This window comes from Companilactobacillus versmoldensis DSM 14857 = KCTC 3814, from assembly GCF_001434295.1.
Classification (GTDB): Bacteria; Bacillota; Bacilli; order Lactobacillales; family Lactobacillaceae; genus Companilactobacillus; species Companilactobacillus versmoldensis.
Map to the genome: position 1 here is coordinate 46,135 of NZ_AZFA01000012.1, position 24,472 is coordinate 70,606.

The following is a 24,472-nucleotide window of genomic DNA, read 5'->3' on the forward strand; positions in this document are numbered from 1 at the left end:
AATTGCTTTTATTTAGAAAACATTTGATTTTTAGTTTTAAAATTTAAATAAATCAGTTGATAGGTATCTTTCACCGTTATCAGGTGAAACAGTAACTACGTTCTTATCTTTACCTAATTTCTTAGCAATCTCGATAGCGCCAAAGATATTTGCACCAGCAGAAATACCAGGTAAGAAGCCTTCTTTACGACTAACTTCTTGAGCCATCTGAATAGCTTGATCACTTGTTACTTCAATGATATCTGAGTATGAATCTTGATCCAATGTATCAGGGATCATACCAGCAGAAATACCTTGGATCTTGTGTTTACCAGTTTTACCTTCTTTAAGTAGTGGTGATTCAGCAGCTTCAAGCGCATAAACCTTCACATTTGGATATTTCTTGGTCAAAGCGTGGCTAACACCAGAAAGGGTACCACCAGTACCAACACCAGCTACGAAGGCATCAACGTCTTTGCCATCAAAGGCATCGATGATCTCTTTACCGGTTGTCTTTTCATGGATCTCAGGATTAGCAGGGTTGCTGAATTGCATTGGTAAGAAGTAGCCTTTTTCATCAGAAAGGTCCTGAGCACGTTTTATAGCACCGCCCATACCTTCGCTTCCAGGTGTTAAGACTAATTCAGTACCGTAACCTTGCATGATTTTACGACGTTCAACACTCATTGTGTCGGGCATCATGATGATTAAATGATATCCTTTAGCAGCAGCTACTAATGATAGACCGATACCAGTGTTACCTGAAGTAGGCTCCACGATAGTATCGCCGGCTTTTAATTTGCCAGCTTTTTCAGCAGCTTCGATCATGGATAAGGCGATCCGATCTTTCACAGAACTACCTGGATTGAAGAACTCTAATTTAACGAATACATTGGCTGCATCGTCAGGTACGACACTATTCAATTTTACGATTGGAGTATTTCCAATCAATTCGGTAATATTATTTGCAATTTTTGACATAGCTATATTCCTCCATTTAATATCTGTAAACAAATTTATTGTAATACTTTCACTGGCCTTTTGTCGCCGTAATCCCTCCCATCAATTACACACCTTAGTTTTTGAGTTTATGACCTCGTTGATCCAGTTACCAAAGAATTTGGCCTGGACATCTTTCCAAGCAAACATCGGCTTTTGGTTTATCGGTGAGTAATAGTTTTCTGGATGAATCGGATCATTTTCAGGATGGGCCGCATATTCACGGTCATATTCTTTTTGAAGATCATCTCTTTGATACTCTAAATGAGAAAATAAAAACGCTTGAGGCTTATCGATAGCTTCAGCTAAGAACAATAAGCCCTTATCATTCACGGAATTGATCCGTAATTGTGAATTATCGTTGATCTGTTGCTGATTCATTTCTGCATACCTTGCATGAGGTGCAGGGAAATGATCAGAGATATTAGTCAACAAACTAGATGATTTAAGAATTTTATTTTGAAAGATACCAAAAGTTTTATGAGGTAAAATTTTCTTTTCGACCCCATAAAAATGATTCAGCGCCACCATTGCGCCCCAACAGACATAAAGTTGGGGGATGTTGAGTTGATTTAATTTATCTAGTAGGTCGTTGACTTCATCTTTATAGGAAACTTCATTAAAATCTAAATGTTCAATTGGGCTACCGGTAATAATGAAACCATCAAGCTGGTCTAATTCATCTAGATCAAGTGGCCGCATCGTTGAAGTGATACTAGGATCTAATTTGCGGTTGATGTAACGAGTAGCTGAATAGTAGTAGATTGCTTCTACGTTGCTATGTTCACGAGTGAGTGAACGATAGAAGTTTTGATTAGTTTCAATTTTGTTATACATTAAATTTAAAATACCGATTTTGACTCTTTCCATGACGGACTCCTCTCGGAAATAAAAAAAAGAGAGCTGACTAATTGTCAGCTCTCTTGAATAGTTTTTTTATAAACAAAATTATCAATTGAGTGTAATTAGACATGTTGAAGAAGTGTAATGATTTGATGTCATTACACAGCAACATGCTTCTTTTTTAACATTAGTTAAGTTCATCATGTCTAAATTACCCCTCTCATACAATGCCTTAAGAATATTATTAGAGTATCTGTAAGTCAAGCATTTAATCTTTAATTTTTTTCTTTTCAGTATAAATTGATAAGGAATCGAATTCCAAATATGAGGCTAAAGTCAATGATATCATCATTATCAAGACTAACCAGCCAATTGAATTACCTAAGATATGTTCGATCGGTAAAACGTTGGCAACTAGATAGATACTTCCGATACAAAGCAAAAAGTCGATCAAGAGGTTTAGACCAATGATCACTTTGTCTCGCTCCAAAATGAAGAAGTGGATAAAACGCCGCAGACTTTTTCGTGTCGAGCTGCGATACATGATCAGAACTGGACGTTGGGCGATGACTTTAACTGCGAAGATCCCTAATGAACCAACGATACCACCAACGATTATCCGCCAAGTTAAGGCGTGTAAGACTAAAGCGTTATAAGCGATACCAGCAATCAACAAACTTACTATGTAAGGTATAAAGAAGAAAAATAGGTAAATAACGACAATTTTTTTGTTTGACAATTTCATTTGCTCCCTATATAGTATTAAACTTATTTTAGCATTAATGGCAGGATTATTGTTGAATTGTTTAACACCTGCTATAATTGAAGTCATCATTTTTATTTAATATATGAAAGAGAGTGAAAAAATTAATGAGCGATGATCCAACTGGTGTCGCGTTGATTGGGCAGATAATTCTTATTGTCGTCTTAACGCTTCTTAATGCCTTTTTCGCAGCAAGTGAAATGGCAATCGTTTCTGTAAATAAAACTTCAGTCGAGGAGAAAGCCAAAACGGGAAACCGTCGAGCTGAACGGATTTTACATTCAATTAATCATCCAACTAATTTTTTATCAACGATTCAAGTAGCGATAACTTTAGCTGGGTTCTTATCATCTGCTAGTGCGGCCACTAGCCTAAGTACCAAATTGGAGTCGGCTATTGGTAAGTTTCCGGGAAGTTTCGAAATTTCCATCGTAGTGATCACAGTTATTTTATCTTATTTCACCTTAGTATTAGGTGAACTTTTCCCAAAGCAAATTGCTTTGCATCGTCCGTTCCAAGTGATCTCATTCACTGAGCCGGTCGTAAATTTTGTTAGCAAGATCTTGAAACCATTTGTTTGGTTATTGACTATTTCAATCGATGGATTGATGAAGATCACGCCAATCGATTTTAGTCAAAAAGAAGACAAAGTCACACGAAATGAAATGCTATCAACGATTCAAAAATCTCGTCAGAGTGGAACTATCAACTCTGATGAGTATCAAATGTTACAAGGTATCATTAAATTCAGTGATAAAAATGTCCGTGAGATCATGGTTCCAAGAATGGATGCTTTTATGATCGATATCAATGATCCACTGGATAAGAATATCGATGCTGTTTTAGCTCAACCATATTCACGAGTACCAGTCTATGGTGGGGATAAAGATACCATCGTCGGTATCATCCACATTAAGGATCTATTGAAAAAGGCTCGGGCACTCGGTTTTGAAAATATCAATTTAAAGAGTATTATGACTGAGCCACTGTTTGTCCAAGAGACAACCAGTATCGATTCATTATTATTGAAAATGCAATCTACTCAGACCCAGATCGCCATGGTCATGGATGAGTATGGTGGAGTTGTTGGTCTAGCAACGATCGAAGATATCTTGGAAGAGATCGTTGGTGAGATCGATGATGAGTATGATCAAACGACAACTAATTATAAACGTATCTCAGCTTCTCAATATTCAGTCATTGGCCGTTTCTCTATCGAGGACTTTAATGACTTGTTCAATGAAGATATCGATGAAGAGCAAGAAGATGCTGATACTATTGCCGGATATTTGATCATGAATGTCGGCGAGATACCGGATGCTAATCGTCCTAAGAGTATAACTTTAAAAGATGGTCTCAAGATCACTTCTGGAGAAGTTGAAGGACCAAGATTAAAGACGGTCATCGTCAATGTTCCTAAGAATAAAATTAAGGTCGTAACGACCAATATGTTCGAAAAGAAATACTAATGTATTTCTTTTTTTATGAGTTAGGAGTTAGTTATGGAACAAAAACAATTAGAAAATGAAGTGAACAAACGACGGACGTTCGCTATCATCTCTCACCCGGATGCTGGTAAAACGACTATCACCGAACAAATGCTTTACTTCGGTGGAGTCATTCGTTCAGCCGGAACGGTCAAGGCTAAAAAGTCTGGCCAGTTTGCTACATCTGACTGGATGGAGATCGAAAAGAAACGTGGGATCTCCGTTACTAGTTCAGTTATGCAATTTCACTATCACGATAAAGATGTCAATATCTTGGATACTCCAGGACATGAGGACTTTTCAGAAGATACTTATCGGACTTTGATGGCTGTTGATGCTGCCGTCATGGTGATTGATTCGGCCAAAGGTATCGAGCCACAGACTAAGAAACTTTTTAAAGTTGTTAAAAAACGTGGTATTCCGATTTTTACCTTCATGAATAAGCTTGACCGTGATGGTCGCGATCCATTAGATTTGATTGCTGAACTTGAAGAATTGCTTGATATCGAAGGCTGTGCCATGAATTGGCCTATTGGTATGGGTAAGGAACTCAAGGGACTTTACGATATCCGCAACAATCGTTTAGAGATGTATCGAAAAGACGGAGACGACCGTTATTTGGCATTAGGTGACGACGGGAAATTGAAGAACAGTGATCCGATCGAAGAAGAGGGCGTCTATCAACAAGCCCTTGGTGAAGTTGATTTGATCAAGGAAGCTGGTAATCAATTCGATCTCGAAAAGATCAAAAAAGGTGACCAAACGCCAGTCTTCTTCGGTTCTGCTTTGACTAACTTTGGAGTCCAAGTATTTTTGGATACATTTTTGGACATGGCACCAGCTCCAGCTGAGCACAAATTAAAGGATAGTGACGAAGTTGTTAAACCAGATGATCCTGAATTCTCAGCTTTTGTTTTTAAGATTCAAGCAAATATGAATCCTAATCACCGAGATCGGATTGCCTTCGTGCGAATCTGTTCCGGCGAGTTCGTCAAGGGGATGGATGTTACCTTGACTAGAACTGGTAAAGCCATGCGGTTGAATAATGCGACCGAATTCATGTCAGATCAGCGTGAACAAGTTAAAACTGCTGTGGCCGGTGACATCGTTGGATTGTATGATACAGGTAATTTCCAGATCGGTGATACCATCTACACTGGTAAGAAGTCTGTTCAATTTGAAGACTTGCCACAATTTACACCTGAAATGTTCATGGAAGTTCAAGCTAAGAACGTTATGAAACAAAAATCATTCCATAAAGGGATGCAACAATTAGTTCAAGAAGGTGCCGTTCAGTTGTATCAAAAATATACAACGAACGATTATATTCTAGGTGCCGTTGGTCAACTTCAGTTTGAAGTTTTCCAATTCAGAATGAAGAACGAATATAACTGTGACGTTGTGATGTCACCAATCGGTTCACGGATCGCCCGTTGGATCGATCCTGATCAACTTGATCAAAGTATGTCATCAACTAGAAATATGTTGGTCAAGGATCTTGATGGACAACCATTATTCCTCTTTGAAAATCGTTTTGCGGAAAACTGGTTCGTCAATAAATATCCTGATGTGAAGTTGACAGCTAAATTATAATTTTTCGAAGATAAAATTTTTTACAAAAGATTGTTAAAACATGGTCAGTTTTCGATTTATTGGGAACTGACCATCTTTTTTTTGAAGGGGAAAAGTATGAAAACTAAACTTTCCGGGCGAGAGTCGCTCTTTATTGGTTCAATGTTGTTCGGGCTATTTTTTGGAGCAGGAAATTTAATTTTTCCAGTTTATCTGGGACAGCAAGCTGGGCAAAATGTCTGGCTGGCAATCATTGGTTTGTTGATCACGGGTATTGGTCTGCCATTATTAGGTGTGGCTGGATTAGGATTGACGGAGAGTGCCAGCGTTTTTGATCTGGCCAGTCGTGTTGGTCGTAAGTATGCCTTTGTGTTCACTATTTTGCTTTATTTGATCATTGGGCCACTGTTTGCGACGCCGCGATTAGCAACCACTTCTTTTCAAATTGGACTTGATCCATTTGTATCTGAGGGTCATGGTAAATTGGTATTACTGATTTTTTCAGTTATCTTTTTTGCTGTTTCTTGGTGGTTCGCCAGAAAACCTAGTAAGATCATGGATTATGTCGGGAAGTGGCTGACACCAATTTTTTTGATTTTGTTAGCTATTTTGATCATTGTTGGCCTGATCCATCCAATGGGCTCTCTTACGGCACCAGCTCAAGGATCTTACGCAAATTCACCAGTTTTATCAGGATTCACGGAAGGCTATAACACCATGGATGCTTTGGCATCACTGGCTTTTGGTGTAGTCGTAATCGACAGTATCAAGGCTCTAGGCGTCAAAAAACCAGCAGCTGTAGCAAGTGACACTATCAAATCAGGCTTTATCAGTATCGTTTTGATGGGGATAATCTATACGCTCTTAGCTTTGCTTGGTTCGATGAGCCTCGGCCAATTGAAATTAGCATCGAATGGTGGCGTCACTTTAGCCCAGATCTTCAATTATTATTTCGGAGGCTTTGGGAATATTTTATTGGCCGTCATTGTGATCGTCGCTTGTTTGAAAACTTCAATTGGTCTGATCACTTCATTTGGGGAAGCCATGCATCAGCTGTTCCCAAAAATTTCTTATCAAGTGTTGATTATCTTTGCTAGCGTCTTGCCATGTATCTTTGCTAATGTTGGTCTGACAAAGTTGATCCAGTATTCAACACCAGCTTTGATGTTCATTTATCCACTGGCAATAACCTTGATCATTTTGGCCGTTTTAACGCCGTTACTTGGTTCGTCGAAATTGGTCTATGTGCTGACCACGATATTTACACTTATTCCAGCGGTTTTCTCTGGTTTGAATTCTTTAAGCTTTTTGTTCGCTCATCAAGTTTGGTATGAGCAGACGATTAAAGTTGCGAACCTCTTACCACTTTCAAATCTTGGCCTAGGTTGGGTCGTCCCAGCGATTATCGGGATGGTTCTAGGCTATCTATTTAGTTTTATTTATAAAAAAAGAATTGTTTGATCTCTGCCAGCATTTGTTTGAATGCTGGTTTTTTTATCTCTTCAAACTGAAAATGTATTACAATTAGTCTAATTATTTTTTTAAGGAGTGATTGGATGTTAGAAGATGGACATACGCACACGGAATTGTGTCCCCATGGTAGTGGCGAACCAGTGGAGAAAATGATTCAACGGGCGATTCAGTTAGGAATGAAAAAATATTGTATTACTGAACATGCACCACTGCCTCCTGATATTGCTGATAGTTACGCCGGCAGTGTGGATGGCATCGATGAAGCTTCAATCAAAGTCAGCGAATTACCAGAATATTTTAAGCTGACACGTTCTTTACAGAAAAAATATGCTGATCAAATCGAGATCTCGATTGGCTTTGAAATTGACTACTTACAAGGGTTTGAGGAATGGACCAAAGATTTCTTAAATGAGTATGGTCCAGAGACCCAAGAAAGTATTTTATCAGTCCATTTCATGAAGGGGACTGACGATAAGCTTTGGTGTGTCGACGATGGCGTGGAGAATTTTCAGAGTGGTTTCCAGCAATTTTTAAATGACCCACAAGATGTCTTTCGCCAGTATTATCAGACAGTTGCTGCTTCAGTTGATTGTGATCTTGGTCAGTACCGTCCTCAGCGAATTGGTCATATGAGTTTAGTCCGTAAGTATCAAGATTATTTTCATTTGACAGAAGATTTGGATGAAAATAATTTAGAATTAGTTGAAAACATTTTAAGAAAGATTAAAAAACAAGACCGAGAATTAGATTTGAACTTAGCCGGATTATATAAACCGCTTTGTAATGATTTTTATCCCGGTAAACAAATTTTGAGAATGACTCAAAATTTGTCAATCCCTTTGATATATGGCTCTGATGCCCATGACATCAAATCGGTGGGGCATGGTATCCATTTGTTGAAAACTTTGATTTAAGCTTGACATCCAGTAAGTCAGCGACTAATATTAGTTTTAAATTAAATATTCATTTGAATATTACTAATCAAATTCTAATAAAAGTCAGAAATAGGAAAAGTAAAGATCAATCACTCCTCAAGAGAATTCTGGTAGCTGGAAACAGAATGGAAATTGATTTTGAACACACACCTATGAATAACTTCAAAGCTGAAATCAGTAAGCTTTGACGAAATGGTTCGTTACCCCAGTTGACACAGCCAACATGAGGTTTGATTCGCAAGGGTCAAACAAAGGTGAGGTGGAACCACGTTAATTACGTCCTCTTAGCATTTATTTGCTAAGGGGATTTTTTTTATCCAAAAATTTGATTAGTTAGAAAAGTGGAGGGATCGACATGAACAATAACTTATTACCATTAGGGACACGCGACGAATTTGGAAGCAGAGCAGTTAATAAACAACATATAATCTCAGTCATTGAGCATTCTTTTTCCGACCGTGGTTTTGCCAAGATCTCGACACCATTGTTAGAAAAAAAGACCGTTTTTGAACCATACAAATTAGGCAACTATCAGTTATATAGCTTACTTGATCAAGAAGGGGACACGATCATGTTAAGACCAGATATGACTTTACCGATTGCGAGGTTCCTCAGCTCGACTAATATCTCCTTACCTCAGAAGTTTTGGTACGTTGGCGATATTTTTCGGATCAGCCGTCAGTTGTCAGGATCATATAACGAATTGACCCAAGCGGGAATCGAATTAGTCGGTTATTCATCGATCAAAGCTGAATTTGAATGCCTGATTTTGATCAATCAGTTGAGTCAGAAATTATTGACTGATCCAATCGAAATTGAATTAGGGATTGCTGACCTTACCACAGTGATCTTAAAGGACCTAACTGACGATACTGAGCTACAAGAAGAGATTGCTCAAGCACTCTACGACAAGCAGATTCCCAAATATGAGCGATTGATCGACCGTTTCAGCAATCAACCTGAATATCAATTTCTCCTGAAATGGCCGCGGATGTTTGGCAAACCTGAACGGATATTTGCACAATTGGCTGAAGATGATCTGTCACCTGAAATCGAGCAACGAATTTCCGAGTTGAAACAAGTCGTTAACTGGATTCAAACGACTTTGCCAGATCAAGCAGTTTCAATTGATCTCAGCAGTCGTGCACCGCAACAATATTACACTGGATTGACCTTCAAAGGTTTTTCTAAGGCAGGGTCAGGATATTTGTTCAGTGGCGGACGTTATGACAAATTATTGGCAAACTTTCAAGATATGACCGAGTCAGCTGTTGGTATGGGAATCAATATTGACCTGCTGACCGACTTAATCGAAAGAAAGCCAACTGTTCAGAAAAAATTATTGTACTTTAAACCTGATCAGTGGCAAGCAGCAGAAAAAGTTTTACAGCAAAACCCAAATAGTATTTTGTCGTTGTCTGACAATTTGGATGATGCACGAAAAGAAGCTCAGCAGTTGAGAGCTGAACTAGTTGATTTGACAGAAGGTGAGTTCATTGGATAACAAACGTTTAAAAATAGCTTTGACTAAGGGGCGTGTGGAAAAACAAGTGGTGCCTTTACTCGAAGCAGCTAATATCAATTGTGACCAGATCAGGAATAAGAAACGGCGCTTGATCTTTGATTCAGAGACGCAGCCGTTAGAATTTATTTTAGCCAAGGGCCCTGATGTGACGACCTTCTTGGAACGGGGTGCGGCTGATATTGGTATAGTTGGTAGCGATATTTTGACCGAACATCAGAGTTCTCAATATGAATTGCTTGATCTTGGGATTGGGAAATGCCAATTCGTTCTCGCTTCGACTCAGGATTTTGATCCGAAAGCTCCTAAAAGAAAGATCATTGGTACGAAGTATCCGTTGATTACTAAACGTTATTTCGATTCATTAGGACAAGACGTTGAGATAATCAAGATCGAAGGTTCAGTTGAATTGGCACCTTTAACTGGATTAGCCGATGCTATCGTCGATATCACCGAAACGGGCACGACAATCCGAGAAAATAATTTGAAGATCTTTGATTATTTGGACAAGGTCTCGACCAGATTGGTCGTTAACCGGATGTCGTTGAAACAGCATCCAGATGAGATCTTCAGTTTCGTCGATCAAATCAAACAAGTTGTTGATAAGAAGGGAAAAACTATTAGTAAGTAATTGGGAGGAAATATCATGAAAATCGTTCAAAAAAGTTTAGCAGAATTAACTAATATGGTTCAACAAAAGACTCGTCAACTCAATGATCCTCAGGTCATTGCTAGTGTTACTAAGATCATCAATGATGTCATCGATAATGGTGATACAGCAGTCAAACAATATGAGCAGAAGTTTGATGATGTGAAGATCGATAACTTTAAACTACCCCAAAGTGTAATTGATGAGGCTTATGAAACAATCAAGCCTGAGGTCAAAGATGCTTTGTTGTTAGCTAAAAAGAATATCACTAGTTATCACGAAAAGGAAAAAGAAACAGGTTTTATCGACAGTGAACAAAAAGGTGTTATTCGGGGACAGAAATTGATGCCACTCGAAAAGGTTGGTCTGTATGTTCCTGGTGGGACAGCTGCTTATCCTTCAACAATCATGATGAGCGCGTTGCCAGCCAAAATCGCCGGTGTCAAGCAAGTTGTCATCGTGACACCGCCACAAAAAGATGGCATTTCCAAGGCTGTTTTAGCAGCGGCTAAAATTGCTGGTGTTGACGCTATTTATCAAGTTGGTGGTGCTCAAGCGATTGCTGCTTTGGCTTATGGGACTGAATCGATCCCCAAAGTCGACAAGATCGTTGGACCCGGCAATATCTTTGTTGCAACAGCTAAAAAACAAGTCTTTGGTCAAGTCGCTATCGACATGGTCGCTGGTCCTTCAGAAATTGGTATCATCGCTGATGATTCAGCTGATCCTCGTCAAATAGCAGCTGATTTGTTATCACAAGTTGAACACGATAAATTGGCACGGCCGATCTTAGTGACTGATAGTTTGAAACTTGCTCAAGCAGTCAGTGACAATGTTGATTCACAATTGAAAGTCTTACCACGTGAGGAGATTGCTTCAGCTTCAGCTAATAACAAAGGTTTCATCGCAGTCGTTGATAAGACCGATGACATGTTCACCTTGATGAATACTGTTGCTCCAGAGCACTTGGAAATTCAGTTGGCTGAACCGATCCAATATTTAGACCAAATCAAAAATGCCGGTTCAGTCTTCCTTGGTAAATATGCGTCTGAACCACTAGGTGATTACGTTGCTGGTCCTAACCACATTTTGCCAACTGGTGGGACAGCTAGATTTTCTTCACCACTAGGAGTTTATGACTTCGTTAAACGGACCCAATTCATTCAATATACGAAACCAGCTTTAGAAAAAGAAGCTAAAGCTATCACAACTTTGGCACGTGTTGAAGGACTCGAAGGACATGCACGAGCAATCGAATCACGTTTTGGCAAATTTTACGATTAGGGGAAAAATTATGAGAAAAGCAACGATTGAAAGAAAAACAGCAGAAACACAAATCCAAATAAGCTTGAATCTCGACGAACAGACGGGTATCAAAATCGACACTGGGATCGGTTTTTTGAATCACATGTTGAATTTATTTGCTAAACACGGTCGTTTTGGCTTAGAAGTTGAAGCACATGGAGACCTCGACGTCGACCCACATCACACTACCGAAGATACTGGTATCGTCTTGGGTGAATGTTTCAAGAAAGCTCTTGGTGATAAAAAAGGTATCGAACGTTATGGGACAGAATTCGTGCCAATGGATGAGACTCTCGGTCAAGTCAGCGTTGATTTAAGTGGACGCTCATATTTAGTCTTTGATGCTGATTTAGTCAACCCTCGGCTTGGTGGTCTCGACACTGAGACCGTTGAAGACTTCTTTCAAGCAACAGCCTTTGCTGCTGAAATGAATCTCCATGCGCGGATCCTTTATGGACGCAACACCCACCATAAAGTAGAAAGTTTGTTTAAGGCTTTCGGTCGTGCAATGCGTGATGCTGTCACTATCAATCCTGACATCATTGGTGTCAACTCGACAAAGGGCGTGATTTAATGTTTGCCATTGTCGATTACGATACGGGAAATACACGTAATTTAAAGAAAGCTCTCGATTATTTAGGAATCGAAAATATCTTGACCTCTGATCCGGAGAAAATCACTGCTGCTCAAGCAGTCATTTTACCGGGAGTCGGAGCTTTTGAAGCAGCCATGGAAGCTTTGCGTCAAAGAAATCTAGTTTCAGTAGTCCAAAAAGTAGCCAAAGATAAAACGCCCATTTTAGGAATCTGTCTTGGGATGCAGCTGTTGTTTGATGACAGTGAAGAATATGGATTGCACCAAGGTCTTGGACTGATTCCAGGACATATCAAGGCAATCCCCAAACAAGCTGGTCTAAAGGTCCCTCAAATGGGCTGGAATCAAAATCAGCTCCGCCAAAAAGATAGTTTCTTTGAATCAATCGACCAACAATTTACCTATTTTGTTCATTCGTATTACGCTGAATGTGAAGAAAGATTTCTCGTTGCAAGTGTCGATTACGGGATTGAGATACCTAGTATTGTTCAAAATGACAATATCATTGGTATGCAATTTCACCCTGAAAAGAGCGGTCGAGTCGGCTTGGAGCTCTTAAAAAACTTTCAAAAGATGGTGAAGACAAATGATTTTACCTGCAATTGATTTACATAATGGACAAAGTGTTCGGTTATATCAGGGCGATTATCAGCAAGTGACTTTGATCAATAAAGACCCTGTCATTCAAGCGGAAAACATTTATGCCACTGGAGTACACCATTTACATTTAGTTGATCTCGATGGTGCCAAAAGTGGTCAAGTTGAAAATTATTTGATTATTAAAAAGATTCGTCAAAAATTTCAAGGCTTCTTGGAATTAGGTGGTGGTATACGTGATCAAAAAACTGCCAAAACCTATCTAGATATGGGAATCGATCGAGTGATCATTGGTTCTGCTGCCTTAGAAGATCCTGATATGGTCAAAGAATTGCTCCAACAATATGGTGCTGAACGGATCGTGATTGGAGTCGATGGTAAGGATGGAAAAGTTGCCGTTAATGGTTGGCTCGAACAATCAGATGTTTCGATGGAGCAGTTGATCAAAGAGATGATCAAATACGGTGCTAAATCCTTCATCGTGACTGATGTGAAACGCGATGGCACGATGGAAGGTCCCAACCTAGACCTATTGATGAAACTAACCCAAAAGTTACCGCAAGCAAATATTGTTGCTAGTGGTGGGGTCCGTGATTTGAAGGATCTTCATAATTTAAAGGCGCTGGGTATTCGTGACGTGATCATTGGTAAAGCTTTGTATGAAAAAACGATTACTTTGGAAAATATCGCGGAGGTGGAGCGTAATGCTAGCTAAACGGATTATTCCTTGTTTGGATGTTGACGATGGACGAGTGAAAAAAGGTATCAACTTCGTTCATTTGACTGATGTTGGTGATCCGGTCGAAATTGCTGCCCAGTATCAAAAACAAGATGCCGACGAATTGGTTTTCTTGGATATCACGGAGACTAATCAAAAACGTAAGACGATGATCGATATGGTGGAACAAGTTTCACAACAAGTATTCATGCCACTTACGATCGGTGGTGGCGTTAGTTCGGTCGATGATATTAAGCAATTGCTCAAGGCTGGGGCTGATAAGGTGGCAATTAATTCAGCTGCTGTTAGCGATCCAGACTTGATCACAGCCGGAGCTGAGAAATTTGGTAACCAATGTATTGTGGTCGCAATTGATGTGAAATATGATCCCGAGACTGATAAATATTTTGTCTATACTCACGGAGGCCATCAAAAAACTGATCTGGAAGCTATCAGTTGGGCTAAAACGGTCGTTGAGAAGGGTGCCGGAGAATTATTAGTTACCAGCATGGACGCTGACGGTACTAAAAAAGGTTTTAATATTGATTTATATCAAAAACTCGATCAAGCAGTTGATGTTCCCATCATTGCTTCTGGTGGGGCTGGCGATTTAGCAGACTTTAGCGAGGTTTTTTTAAAAGCTAAAGTTGATGGTGCCTTAGCAGCTTCAGTCTTTCACTATGGTGAATTGACCATTAAAGATGTTAAGAAGCATCTCAAACAAAAAGTAGTGACAGTCAGATGATCGAACCAGATTTTTCTAAAGGACTTCTGATCGCTATCGTTCAAGACGCCAAGACCAAAGACGTTTTGATGGTAGCTTGGATGAATCAAGAAAGTTATCAAAAAACAATTAGCAGTGGCCAAACATGGTTTTGGTCACGTTCAAGAAAAAAATTATGGCACAAGGGTGCAACTAGCGGTAACTATCAAAATGTTGTCAGTCTGACTTTAGACTGCGATCAAGACACTTTGCTAGTCAAAGTCAATCCAGAGGGGCCAGCATGTCATACCGGACATCGTAGCTGCTTCTTTCAACCAGTTTTAGAAAATAAGCAATAAGGAGACTTCCAGATGCAAAATTTAGATGAATTATATGCAATGATCGTTGATAGAAAAAAAAATCCTAAAAAAGGCTCTTATACAGATTATTTATTTACCGAAGGGCTCGATAAGATTCTCAAAAAAGTTGGTGAAGAATCGACCGAAGTTATCGTCGCTGCCAAAAATCCTGGTAAACCACGTGGAGATGGAGAACTAGTTTATGAATCAGCTGATTTGTTGTACCACCTCTGCGTTTTATGGGCCCAACAAGGAGTAACCTTTGATCAAATCAAAGCAGAATTAGCCAAACGTGAAGGTTTGATGAGTCAATTCAAAGACCGTCCCGAGATCAAAGATTTGTAGGAGGAAGCATATGAAGAAAGTAATTACGCAGTTGAAGCCTTATGTGCCGGAGAAAACTTTGTCAGAGCTGAAGGCAGAAAAGCATTTGAGCAAATTAGTTCGTCTCTCGGCTAATGAAAATCCCTACGGTACTTCACCTGACGTCAAAAAAGCGGTCATAGACTGGGCTTACAACCAAAGCAATCGTTACCCCGATAGCGATGCGACTCAATTAAGAGCTTTGATCTCAGAAAAATTCTCACTTGATCCACAGCAATTGGTTTTTAGTGTCGGTTTAGATGAGATGATCGTCATGTTATCGCGGGTCTTCTTAGAACCCGGCGACGAAGAAATGATCTCGACGCCAACTTTTTCAGAATATGCTTTGCATGCGGAAATCGAAGAAGCTGTCATAAAAAAAATCCCGATTTTAAAGTCGGGACAGATTGATTTTGCTAAAATGCTGGCTTCGATTACTCAAAAGACTAAGTTGATCTGGATTTGTAATCCTAATAATCCGACTGGAACTGTTGAATCAGTCGCTGATATTGAAAGGTTCGTGGCTCAAGTACCGAAGGAAACGATGGTCCTAGTCGATGAGGCTTATATTGATTTTGCAGACGGAAACAGTGCTTCAGCAATGAAGCTGACTAAAAAATATCCTAATATCGTGGTCATGCGGACATTTTCTAAAGCTTATGGATTAGCAAATTTTCGGGTCGGCTATGCGGTATTTTCCAAAGAAATAGCTGAGGAGGTCCAAAAAACACGATTGCCTTATAATGTTAACTCAGTCGCTCAAGTCGCCGCGGTGGCAGCTTTTAAGGATCAGGCTTTTGTCCAAGATGTCGTAGATAAGAATCGTCAACAACGCCAACTCCTGCAACAATATTTTGATGAAAACGATATTTTTCATTATCCAAGTCAGGCTAATTTTATTTTCTTCAAATATCCCCAGGCTGATGATCTGGCAGAATATTTATTGAAGAATGGTTATTTGATCCGAACTGGCCTAGCCCAGGATTGGTTGCGGATAACGGTTGGTACAGATGAAGATAACCAAAATATTGTGAGCTTATTTGACCGTTATCGAAAAATAAAAAAAATAATTATAATAAAATCATTGTCATGGTATAAAAAATGATTTACTTTAAAGGTGTATACGAAATGGAGGATATCTAGATGTCTGCAAATTATGATTACGATGTACTTTATATTGGTGCGGGCCATGCAACTTTTGATGGTGCTGCTCCTTTAGCTAAAACCGGCGTTTCTGTCGGCGTGATCGAGAGTGGATTAGTCGGGGGTACCTGTCCAAATCGCGGCTGTAATGCCAAGATCACCCTCGATGAACCAGTTAAGGTAACTCGTGAGACTGAACGTCTGAACAAAATTTTAAAAGGAGATATTCAGGTTGATTGGGCCGAAAATGAAGCACAAAAGCAAGCTATTATTGATCCTCTTCCAGAGAATCTGACTAAAAGGTTAGAGGATGGTGGTGCTACCGTCATCAAAGGTCATGCGACTTTTGAAGATGCCCATACAGTTTTAGTTGACCAAAAGAAGACTATCACTGCTGAGAAAATTGTTATCGCCACGGGACTACGGCCACATAGATTGGATATCCCAGGAACTGAACTTGCTCACGATAGTGAGGACTTCATGAATTTGAAATCTATGCCTGACAACTTAGTTATTGTCGGGAGTGGTTATATTGGGATGGAGTTTGCGACGATTGCCAATGCCTTTGGCTCAAAGGTAACGGTCATGCTTCATTCTGATAAAGTTCTACGGAAGTTTTATCAACCATTCGTTCAACAAGTGGTCGATGATTTGAAGAAGCGTGGAGTAACTTTTGTCGAGAATTCTAATGTTCAAGCTTTTGAACAAGCGGGTTCACAGATCAAAGTTTCTTACGGAAACGATGAATCATTGAAGACAGATTGGATTCTTGATGCTACTGGTCGGATTCCTAACCTGGAAAACTTGGGCTTGGAAAAAGTTGGCATTGAGTTCGATAAGACTGGTGTTAGTGTCAATGATTATTTGCAAACTAACGTTGACAACATTTATGCTTCAGGAGATGTCATTTCGAATGACCTACCTAAAGTAACACCGGCAGCCTATTATGAATCGAAGTATTTGATGCGGCTATTTTCTAAGCAAACGACTGATCCAATTGATATGCCAGTCATTCCATCAGTTGTCTTCACTTCACCACGGATTGCCAAAGCTGGTGTTTCAGTAGAAGAAGCTGAAAAGAAAAATTATGAGATCACTGATAATGATTTAGCTAATTATTGGTATTATCAAGTAGATCAAGAACCAATCGCTCACAGTAAGGAGATTCACGATGATTCTGGTAAATTAGTCGGAGTCACTGAGATCAGTGATCAAGCTCAAGATGCCGTCAATGCTTTGTTACCAGCAATCGAATTCAAGATGGACCGCCAACAAGTCGGACGCTTGGTTGGCATATTCCCAACTATCGGCTATGCCGCATGGCACCGTGCCTAATTAATTCGTTTATCAAATTATTTTTTGAGAGGGAGAAAGATTATGAAATTACAATTAGCAATTGATCTAGAGGATATTGATGGAGCTATCAAGCTGATCGATAAAACCAAGGACTATGTTGATGTATTCGAATATGGAACTCCACTAGTAATTAATTTTGGTTTGGAAGGTTTGCAAAAGATTCGTAAAGCCTTTCCAGATATCACTTTGTTAGCAGATTTGAAGATCATGGATGTGGCTCCATATGAAGTTGCTCAAGCTTATAAATATGGTGCCGACATCACAACTATTCTTGCTCAAGCTGAAGATCAATCAATCAAAGATGCCATCAAGGGTGCACGTGAAGCTAAGAAAGAAATCTTAGTTGATATGATTGCCGTTCGTGACATCGAAAAGAGAACAAAGGAAGTCGACCAAATGGGTGCTGACTATGTCTGCACTCACACAGGCTATGACACACAAGATCTCGGTGAAACACCTTTTGAAACATTCCACAAAATGAAGAGTAACACTACTAAGACTAAGACAGCCGTAGCCGGAGGTATCAAGATTGATACAGCCGACCAGATCATTGAAGAAAATCCGGATCTCTTGATCGTCGGTGGTGGTATCGCCACAGTTGATGACCCAGCTGCAGCAGCCAAGACTATCAAGGACAAGATGATTGCCGCAGGTAAAGTCAATGAATAATTTTCAAATAGTCGCCCAAGAAATCAAAGATGCTGCTGACCAATTTCCTGAAGATAAGACCTTCTTGGAGAAAATCGATCAAGCAAAAAGTATCTTTACCTACGGTTTAGGCCGTTCAGGTTTAGCAACTAAAATGTTTGCGATGCGTCTTTCACAAATGGGTTATGACGTCAACGTAGTCGGTGAAATAACCAATAAGCCCATCGGAAAAGATGACTTATTGATTGTCGCCTCAGGTTCAGGAGAGACCGGCCAAGCTGTTTTGATGGCCAAAAAGGCCAAGTCCTTTGGAGCACAAATAGCCTTAATGACCAGCTCAGATGACTCAACCATTGAACAACAAGCCGATTTAACTTTGAAGTTAGGTGGCAAAAGAAAAGACGAAACAGCTACTGATAAGACCATCCAGCCAATGGGGGCACTCTTTGAACAGTCATTACTAGTTTATTTGGACGCCGTCATTTTAGACTTGATGAAAGCAGATAAAAGAGAAGAAGCAGAAATGTTCCAGAACCATGCTAATTTAGAGTAGAGCGCAATTGAGCATGTTCTGCCTTCGAGCATTAACAAAAAAATCGACCAATTCGTTTTTTGAATTGGTCGATTTTTAGGTTAAGCGGAAAAGTTAATGTTTGCTGCAGTCAGAACAATAAAAAAGGTCTTGATAGAAAAACTCCACCAAGGCCTAAAAATCTATTAACATTTTAAAAATTCAAATACTTACTTTCAATATAATTGCCGTTATCCAACAGGGCCCAGACACTGTTATTATCCAGCTGTAACAACTTTTTCACATAAACGTCTTGGCCACCGTGGTAGCGTTCTTCGGACATCTTACCGTAAGGAGTTTCCCACATGGTGATATTTTGGTCATTATTGAATGGGACTTGAACGTTGCGCTCAATATCCATGCTATTGATGACCGAGTAGGTGAAACTGATGTTGTTGACGTTGGCAGCCAATGGGTTATTGAGCAGTTTTTGTTTTTCGCTGAATTGACTGAGGATCAAGGTCGTAATGTCCTCCTTGTTGGAGATCCAAATGTCTCCTCCCAAGTTGTACCAAACTGCATCATTATAACTTTCACGGACTGCCTTAAAAACACGCCAGATCGTGTCGTAAGGCAGTGGCTCGCTCAATGGTGACTTGCTAGCAGGTTGGTCGTAAACCGGAACATTGTTTTTTGTTTTGATAAATAAATTGTCAGGAATATCGTAATCAGCCATTTGCATCGTGTCATAAATGAACTCATATTCTTGGACTTTATCAGTAAAACGACCGGTAACTTTTTCAGGAATGTCGACCAGAAAATTTTGAGCCTCAGGTAAAGGCTTAGCTTGGTAGCTCTTATTCAAGTCACCAGTGATGTATTGAGGATCAGCAATTAGTTCACCCATGGTATTACGGTGGTAAATTATGACTGGTGCTGCTATCTGAGTGAAATAAATCAGATAGATACCATCAGAGTTAGGGATGAAAGTCTGCTGAAAATTCTTGATTGATGATAGAACATAGCCAGGGATAGTCTTCCAAGGCATAGTTAAATTATCAAGATAATGACCTGTTAGGACAGTCGAATCAGCTAACTTATTACCATTTGAATCGATGTAATGAACCGCAATTTTTATGTCGTCACGAGAGATTTTCTTAACACTATTTTTCAATAAATTGTTTTCCATAGATTTTTTCCTATTATGAGTCGGGAATATCTTTCTAGAATGTTGCCCCATAATAATCCCTTCTATAGCTTTAGATTACGGTCATTTTAGCATAGGAAATCTTCTGTCAAGCGAGTTTGTAAGGGAACGTAATGAACATTAAGGAAAGATAAAAAAAGCCCAAAGAATTCTTAAAATTCTTTGGGCAAAATTATTATTTAGTTGATTTTGTCGTTACGGTCGCATCGTCATCTTTATCGATCACAATTTCACCCTTAACAACTTTTGCTTGTAACTTGTCGACCCGTGGGTTGTTTAAGAAGTAATCAGCAACCTTATCTTCGATTTGTTCCTCAATGACACGTCTCAATGGACGGGCACCCATCTTCGGATTGTAACCTAAGTCAACTAATTTTTCTTTGGCATCCTTAGTTACATGAATCGATAGACCTTGATCAGCAATCATGGCATTAGTATCTTCAAGCATCAAATCAACGATCTTAACCAAGTTTTGCTTAGTCAAGGAGTTGAATTCAACGATACCGTCAAATCTATTCAAGAATTCTGGTTTGAAGTATTCTGATAGACGATTGATGATTGAGTGAGTTTTACCAGAACTCTCGGCACCAAAACCAACATTAGCTTCTCCTTCAGTACCTTGACCGGCATTTGAAGTCATGATAATGATTGTATCCTTGAAACTGACAGTCCGACCTTGTGAATCAGTTAAACGACCGTCATCCAAGATCTGCAAGAACATATGCATTACATCTGGGTGAGCCTTTTCAACTTCATCAAGTAAGATCAAGCTATATGGATTACGACGAACTTGTTCAGTCAATTGACCAGCTTCTTCGTAACCAACATACCCTGGAGGTGAACCGATCAACTTAGACACTGAGTATTTTTCCATATACTCAGACATATCGAATCTAATCATTGAATCTTCTGAGCCAAATAGTTCCTTAGCTAATTGCTTAGCTAATTCAGTCTTACCAACACCAGTTGGTCCAACGAATAGGAAGGAACCGATGGGACGTCCAGATTTATTGAATCCGACACGATTACGACGGATAGATCTTGCAACTTCTGTTACGGCTTGATCTTGTCCAATCAAGTGAGCCTTCAGATCAGGTTCAAGATTACGTAATTGAGCTTGTTCATTAGCCTTTAATTCACCGACAGGGATATTAGTCTTTTCTTCAACGATTTTTTCAATATCCTTTTCAGTAACCAATGAATTTTCTTCAGGTTCTTTTTTAGCATTGTCTTTCATATCTTGATATTTCTTGCCTTGGTCACGATAGTAAGCAGCTTTTTCATAATCTTCGTTTCTCAAAGCAGCTTGCTTTTGAACTTCAGCATCTGAGATCTTGTTTTCGATTTCTGACATATCAATATGATTGATTTGTAAATTCTTCCGAGAACCAGACTCATCGATCAAATCAATAGCCTTGTCTGGGAGAAATCTATCTTGGATATAACGAGCTGATAACTCAGCGGCACCTTTGATAGCTTCAGATGAATATTTAACATGATGATAGTCTTCATATTTAGGTTGGATACCCTTCAAGATTTGGACAGTTTCTTCAACTGAAGGCTCATCAACTTGAACTGGTTGGAGACGACGTTCAAGAGCTGAATCCTTTTCAATTGTCCGATATTCATTTAAGGTTGTAGCACCAACTAATTGAAGATCGCCACGGGCTAGGGCAGGTTTCAAAACGTTACCTGCGTCCATACCGCCTTCAGCATTACCAGCACCAACGATTTCATGAATTTCATCGATGAATAGGATAATATTTTGATTTGATTGTAGTTCTTTGATCAATTGTTGCATTCTTTGCTCGAATTGACCTCTGACACCAGTACCTTGAACTAATGAAACGACGTCAAGACGAACAACACGTTTGTTAGCAAGTTTTTCAGGAACGTCACCATCGACGATCTTTTGGGCTAACCCTTCAACAACAGCTGTTTTACCAACACCAGCTTCACCAATTAAGACTGGATTATTTTTAGTTCTTCTATTTAAAATTTGGATTACACGGCTAATTTCTTTGTCACGGCCGATTACAGGGTCGATTTGGCCTTTCTTTGCAAGAGCGGTTAAATCTACTCCGTATTGGTCGAGCACACCGTTACCGCCACGACGGCCACGATTGTTGCCGCCACCAGCACCGGCTTGTTTTTGAGGTCCTTGTTGCTCGAAACCATTATTAGGTTGAGCGCCGCCATTCATGGCGTTGAACAAGTCTTCAAAACTAGAAAAACCGTATGGATTTTCTGCCATATTATTCATACCCTCACTAGCTTGATTTCTTAGTTTCTGATAGCAGTCTTGGCAGAGATTGACCTCAGTCCTCTGGCCATTGACGCTTGTATATAAGTGGATCGTTGCCTCATTTTTGTGACAATTCTGACAAAGCATTGCACCCCCACCTTTCCTTTTTTCAGAATACAATTGTAGTATACGATTAGCACTCTAAGTATGCAAGTGCTAAGTCTTGGAAATTTAAAAAATTTGTTTTTTCCTATAATAATGAAAATAATGGTATCAAAAAGTCTGATTTGTTGTGAATCCCTGTAAGCGTTGTAGCACACGTGCTATAAAGGGATAAGCACTTTCAAAAAAGTAGAAAACACTTGTGAGAACTGATATACAATGGTAAATTAAAGACTGAAGATTGTAGACTATCTACATAATTTAAGAATATGAAGAGGTATTAGTTATGGAAAAGAAAGACTTTCACATTATCGCAGAAACAGGTATCCACGCACGTCCAGCAACAATGTTAGTTCAAACAGCTAGCAAATTCAGTTCAGATATCAATATTGAATTCAACGGAAAATCAGTTAACCTTAAGTCAATCATGGGTGTTATGTCACTAGGTGTTGGCCAAGGTTCAGATGTTTCTATCTCAGCTGACGGTGACGATGCAGCAGATGCTCTTTCAGCTATCGGAGAAACAATGACAAAGGAAGGACTTGCTGAATAATGGTTCAAACTATCAAGGGAATCGCAGCCAGTGATGGAATTGCCACTGCGGAAGCATACCTTTTAGTTCAACCAGATTTATCTTTTGATAAGAAGACTATTTCAGACGCTGATGCCGAAATCAATCGTTTGAAAGATGCTCTGACTAAATCAGACAATGAGCTTACTAAGATCCGAGATATCGCAAAAAAATCTCTTGGTGACGAGGAAGCTCAAGTTTTTGATGCACACAAGATGATTCTAGCTGATCCAGAGTTCACAGGAGCTATCGAACAACAGATCAAAGATCAAAGCGTCAATGCTGAACAGGCATTGAGCGATGTTTCAAACAACTTTATCCAAATTTTTGAAGGTATGACAGACAATGCATATATGCAAGAAAGAGCTGCCGATGTTCGAGATGTTACTAAGCGTGTCATGGCTCACTTGCTTGGAGTAGAATTGCCTAACCCTTCATTGATAGATCACGAAGTTGTGATCGTTGCTCATGATTTAACTCCAAGTGATACTGCACAACTTAATAAGAAATATGTTAAAGGATTCGTAACTGATATCGGTGGTCGGACTGCTCATTCAGCAATCATGGCTCGTTCACTAGAACTACCAGCTGTTGTTGGTACTGATTCAATTACCAAAGATGCTAAAGACGGTGACAAACTTATCGTTGATGGCCTAAATGGTGCTGCTATCTTAAATCCTTCAGATGAAGATGTAAAGCATTATGAAAAATTAGCTTCAGACTTTGCTGCTGAAAAAGCTGAATGGGAAAAACTCAAAGATGAGTCGACCGTTACAGCTGATGGCAAACACTTTGATATCGCCGCTAATATCGGTACACCGGATGATTTAGATGGTGTTCTTGCTAATGGTGCCGAAGGTGTTGGTTTGTATCGGACAGAGTTCTTGTATATGCAATCTGATGAACTTCCTAGTGAAGATGATCAATTTGAGGCATATAAAAAAGTTCTTGAAGGTATGAAAGGCAAGTCTGTCGTTGTTCGTACTATGGATATTGGTGGAGATAAGCATTTACCATACTTACCACTACCTGACGAAATGAACCCATTCTTAGGTTATCGTGCTATTAGAATTAGTTTGGATCGTCAAGATATCTTCAGAACTCAGCTACGTGCTTTACTAAGAGCTTCAGCTTTTGGTAACTTACGTATCATGTTCCCTATGATCGGTACTCTTCAAGAATTTCGTGATGCCAAGAAAGTATTTGAAGAAGAAAAAGCCAAGTTGGTCAAAGATAACGTAAAAGTTTCTGACGACATTCAATTAGGTATGATGATGGAAGTTCCTGCAGCTGCTGTCTTAGCTGACCAATTTGCTAAGGAAGTTGACTTCTTTAGTATTGGTACGAATGACTTGATTCAATATACTATGGCTGCCGATAGAGGTAACGATCGTGTGTCATACCTTTATCAACCATATAACCCTTCAATCTTAAGACTGATCAAACACGTAATCGAGTCCGCTCACAAAGAAGGCAAATGGGCCGGCATGTGTGGTGAAGCAGCGGGAGATAATATTATGGTCCCAGTACTACTAGGCATGGGTCTAGATGAATATTCAATGAGTGCAACTTCTGTTCTTCGTGTTAGAAGCTTGATGAAGAAACTCAGCACAGCTGATTTGAAAGAATTGGCTGAACGCGCAGTTACCGAATCAGTAACTAACGAAGACAACAAGAAGCTTGTTGAATCTTATTTAAAGTAAAAAAATGAAATTAAGCGTTGATCTTAAGTGATCATCGCTTTTTATGGGCTCTAAGTCAAATCGTA

At 39.4% G+C, this 24,472-nt stretch carries 24 protein-coding genes and 1 other annotated feature; of the genes, 19 read left to right on the plus strand and 5 right to left on the minus strand.

From position 1 onward, the window contains the following. Positions 1–36 precede the first annotated feature (36 nt). From cysK to FC27_RS07380, 3 genes are all read right to left on the minus strand, one after another. Positions 37–960, minus strand: coding sequence for a cysteine synthase A (gene cysK / locus FC27_RS07370; protein WP_010624328.1), 924 nt, complete (start codon positions 958–960; stop codon positions 37–39). Positions 961–1,041: 81 nt separating this feature from the next. After that, on the minus strand, positions 1,042–1,848 hold the full coding sequence (locus tag FC27_RS07375; RefSeq protein WP_010624327.1) for a homoserine O-acetyltransferase/O-succinyltransferase family protein: 807 nt from the start codon (positions 1,846–1,848) through the stop codon (positions 1,042–1,044). Positions 1,849–2,089: 241 nt separating this feature from the next. Beyond that, positions 2,090–2,560: a hypothetical protein gene (locus tag FC27_RS07380; RefSeq protein WP_010624326.1), complete on the minus strand. Its 471-nt coding sequence runs from the start codon at positions 2,558–2,560 to the stop codon at positions 2,090–2,092. 131 nt (positions 2,561–2,691) lie between these two features. Between FC27_RS07380 and FC27_RS07385 the strand changes: the two genes are divergently transcribed. From FC27_RS07385 to hxlB, 17 genes are all read left to right on the plus strand, one after another. Continuing rightward, positions 2,692–4,053: a hemolysin family protein gene (locus tag FC27_RS07385; protein WP_010624325.1), complete on the plus strand. Its 1,362-nt coding sequence runs from the start codon at positions 2,692–2,694 to the stop codon at positions 4,051–4,053. Positions 4,054–4,086: 33 nt separating this feature from the next. Beyond that, positions 4,087–5,664 carry a peptide chain release factor 3 gene (locus FC27_RS07390; protein WP_010624324.1) on the plus strand — a complete coding sequence of 526 codons (1,578 nt, stop codon included), beginning with the start codon at positions 4,087–4,089 and terminating at the stop codon, positions 5,662–5,664. 96 nt (positions 5,665–5,760) lie between these two features. Beyond that, positions 5,761–7,104, plus strand: a complete 1,344-nt coding sequence (gene brnQ / locus FC27_RS07395; RefSeq protein WP_010624323.1) for a branched-chain amino acid transport system II carrier protein — start codon at positions 5,761–5,763, stop codon at positions 7,102–7,104. Between the two features lie 95 nt (positions 7,105–7,199). After that, complete coding sequence (gene hisJ / locus FC27_RS07400; protein WP_010624322.1) at positions 7,200–8,030, plus strand: histidinol-phosphatase HisJ; 831 nt, start codon at positions 7,200–7,202, stop codon at positions 8,028–8,030. Positions 8,031–8,107: 77 nt separating this feature from the next. Continuing rightward, positions 8,108–8,338, plus strand: a binding site (T-box leader). A 68-nt stretch (positions 8,339–8,406) separates the two neighbouring features. Then, a complete protein-coding gene (locus FC27_RS07410) occupies positions 8,407–9,555 on the plus strand; it encodes an ATP phosphoribosyltransferase regulatory subunit (protein ID WP_010624321.1) in 1,149 nt (382 codons plus the stop codon). Continuing rightward, positions 9,548–10,204, plus strand: a complete 657-nt coding sequence (gene hisG / locus FC27_RS07415; protein WP_010624320.1) for an ATP phosphoribosyltransferase — start codon at positions 9,548–9,550, stop codon at positions 10,202–10,204. The genes FC27_RS07410 and hisG overlap by 8 nt, the downstream gene beginning before the upstream one ends. Positions 10,205–10,219: 15 nt before the next feature. Beyond that, positions 10,220–11,506, plus strand: coding sequence for a histidinol dehydrogenase (hisD, locus tag FC27_RS07420; protein WP_010624319.1), 1,287 nt, complete (start codon positions 10,220–10,222; stop codon positions 11,504–11,506). A gap of 10 nt (positions 11,507–11,516) precedes the next feature. Further along, on the plus strand, positions 11,517–12,101 hold the full coding sequence (gene hisB / locus FC27_RS07425; protein ID WP_010624318.1) for an imidazoleglycerol-phosphate dehydratase HisB: 585 nt from the start codon (positions 11,517–11,519) through the stop codon (positions 12,099–12,101). After that, positions 12,101–12,727: an imidazole glycerol phosphate synthase subunit HisH gene (hisH, locus tag FC27_RS07430; RefSeq protein ID WP_010624317.1), complete on the plus strand. Its 627-nt coding sequence runs from the start codon at positions 12,101–12,103 to the stop codon at positions 12,725–12,727. Before hisB ends, hisH begins: the two co-directional genes overlap by 1 nt. Next, positions 12,708–13,433: a 1-(5-phosphoribosyl)-5-[(5-phosphoribosylamino)methylideneamino]imidazole-4-carboxamide isomerase gene (gene hisA / locus FC27_RS07435; RefSeq protein ID WP_010624316.1), complete on the plus strand. Its 726-nt coding sequence runs from the start codon at positions 12,708–12,710 to the stop codon at positions 13,431–13,433. Before hisH ends, hisA begins: the two co-directional genes overlap by 20 nt. Then, positions 13,423–14,181, plus strand: a complete 759-nt coding sequence (hisF, locus tag FC27_RS07440) for an imidazole glycerol phosphate synthase subunit HisF (protein ID WP_010624315.1) — start codon at positions 13,423–13,425, stop codon at positions 14,179–14,181. The genes hisA and hisF overlap by 11 nt, the downstream gene beginning before the upstream one ends. Continuing rightward, positions 14,181–14,498 (plus strand): phosphoribosyl-AMP cyclohydrolase, encoded by a 318-nt coding sequence (gene hisI, locus FC27_RS07445; protein WP_029508157.1) that lies wholly within the window; start codon positions 14,181–14,183, stop codon positions 14,496–14,498. Before hisF ends, hisI begins: the two co-directional genes overlap by 1 nt. 12 nt (positions 14,499–14,510) lie before the next feature. Then, the gene (gene hisE / locus FC27_RS07450) at positions 14,511–14,843 is read left to right on the plus strand and encodes a phosphoribosyl-ATP diphosphatase (protein WP_056938090.1); all 333 of its coding nucleotides are present in this window, start codon (positions 14,511–14,513) and stop codon (positions 14,841–14,843) included. 10 nt (positions 14,844–14,853) lie between these two features. Continuing rightward, positions 14,854–15,966: a histidinol-phosphate transaminase gene (hisC, locus tag FC27_RS07455; RefSeq protein WP_056938091.1), complete on the plus strand. Its 1,113-nt coding sequence runs from the start codon at positions 14,854–14,856 to the stop codon at positions 15,964–15,966. 38 nt (positions 15,967–16,004) lie between these two features. Further along, positions 16,005–17,339, plus strand: a complete 1,335-nt coding sequence (locus tag FC27_RS07460) for a dihydrolipoyl dehydrogenase family protein (RefSeq protein ID WP_010624310.1) — start codon at positions 16,005–16,007, stop codon at positions 17,337–17,339. Between the two features lie 42 nt (positions 17,340–17,381). Further along, positions 17,382–18,029: a 3-hexulose-6-phosphate synthase gene (gene hxlA, locus FC27_RS07465; RefSeq protein WP_010624309.1), complete on the plus strand. Its 648-nt coding sequence runs from the start codon at positions 17,382–17,384 to the stop codon at positions 18,027–18,029. Further along, positions 18,022–18,561 carry a 6-phospho-3-hexuloisomerase gene (gene hxlB, locus FC27_RS07470; RefSeq protein ID WP_010624308.1) on the plus strand — a complete coding sequence of 180 codons (540 nt, stop codon included), beginning with the start codon at positions 18,022–18,024 and terminating at the stop codon, positions 18,559–18,561. The genes hxlA and hxlB overlap by 8 nt, the downstream gene beginning before the upstream one ends. A 172-nt stretch (positions 18,562–18,733) precedes the next feature. Here hxlB and FC27_RS07475 read toward each other — a convergent pair whose 3' ends face one another. Together FC27_RS07475 and FC27_RS07480 are read right to left on the minus strand one after the other, a co-directional pair. Continuing rightward, positions 18,734–19,708, minus strand: a complete 975-nt coding sequence (locus FC27_RS07475; protein WP_010624307.1) for a MucBP domain-containing protein — start codon at positions 19,706–19,708, stop codon at positions 18,734–18,736. Between the two features lie 193 nt (positions 19,709–19,901). After that, complete coding sequence (locus FC27_RS07480; RefSeq protein WP_010624306.1) at positions 19,902–22,118, minus strand: ATP-dependent Clp protease ATP-binding subunit; 2,217 nt, start codon at positions 22,116–22,118, stop codon at positions 19,902–19,904. Positions 22,119–22,419: 301 nt separating this feature from the next. Between FC27_RS07480 and FC27_RS07485 the strand changes: the two genes are divergently transcribed. Together FC27_RS07485 and ptsP are read left to right on the plus strand one after the other, a co-directional pair. Further along, the gene (locus tag FC27_RS07485; protein WP_010624305.1) at positions 22,420–22,686 is read left to right on the plus strand and encodes a phosphocarrier protein HPr; all 267 of its coding nucleotides are present in this window, start codon (positions 22,420–22,422) and stop codon (positions 22,684–22,686) included. After that, positions 22,686–24,407: a phosphoenolpyruvate--protein phosphotransferase gene (gene ptsP, locus FC27_RS07490; RefSeq protein ID WP_010624304.1), complete on the plus strand. Its 1,722-nt coding sequence runs from the start codon at positions 22,686–22,688 to the stop codon at positions 24,405–24,407. Before FC27_RS07485 ends, ptsP begins: the two co-directional genes overlap by 1 nt. Positions 24,408–24,472: the final 65 nt, after the last annotated feature.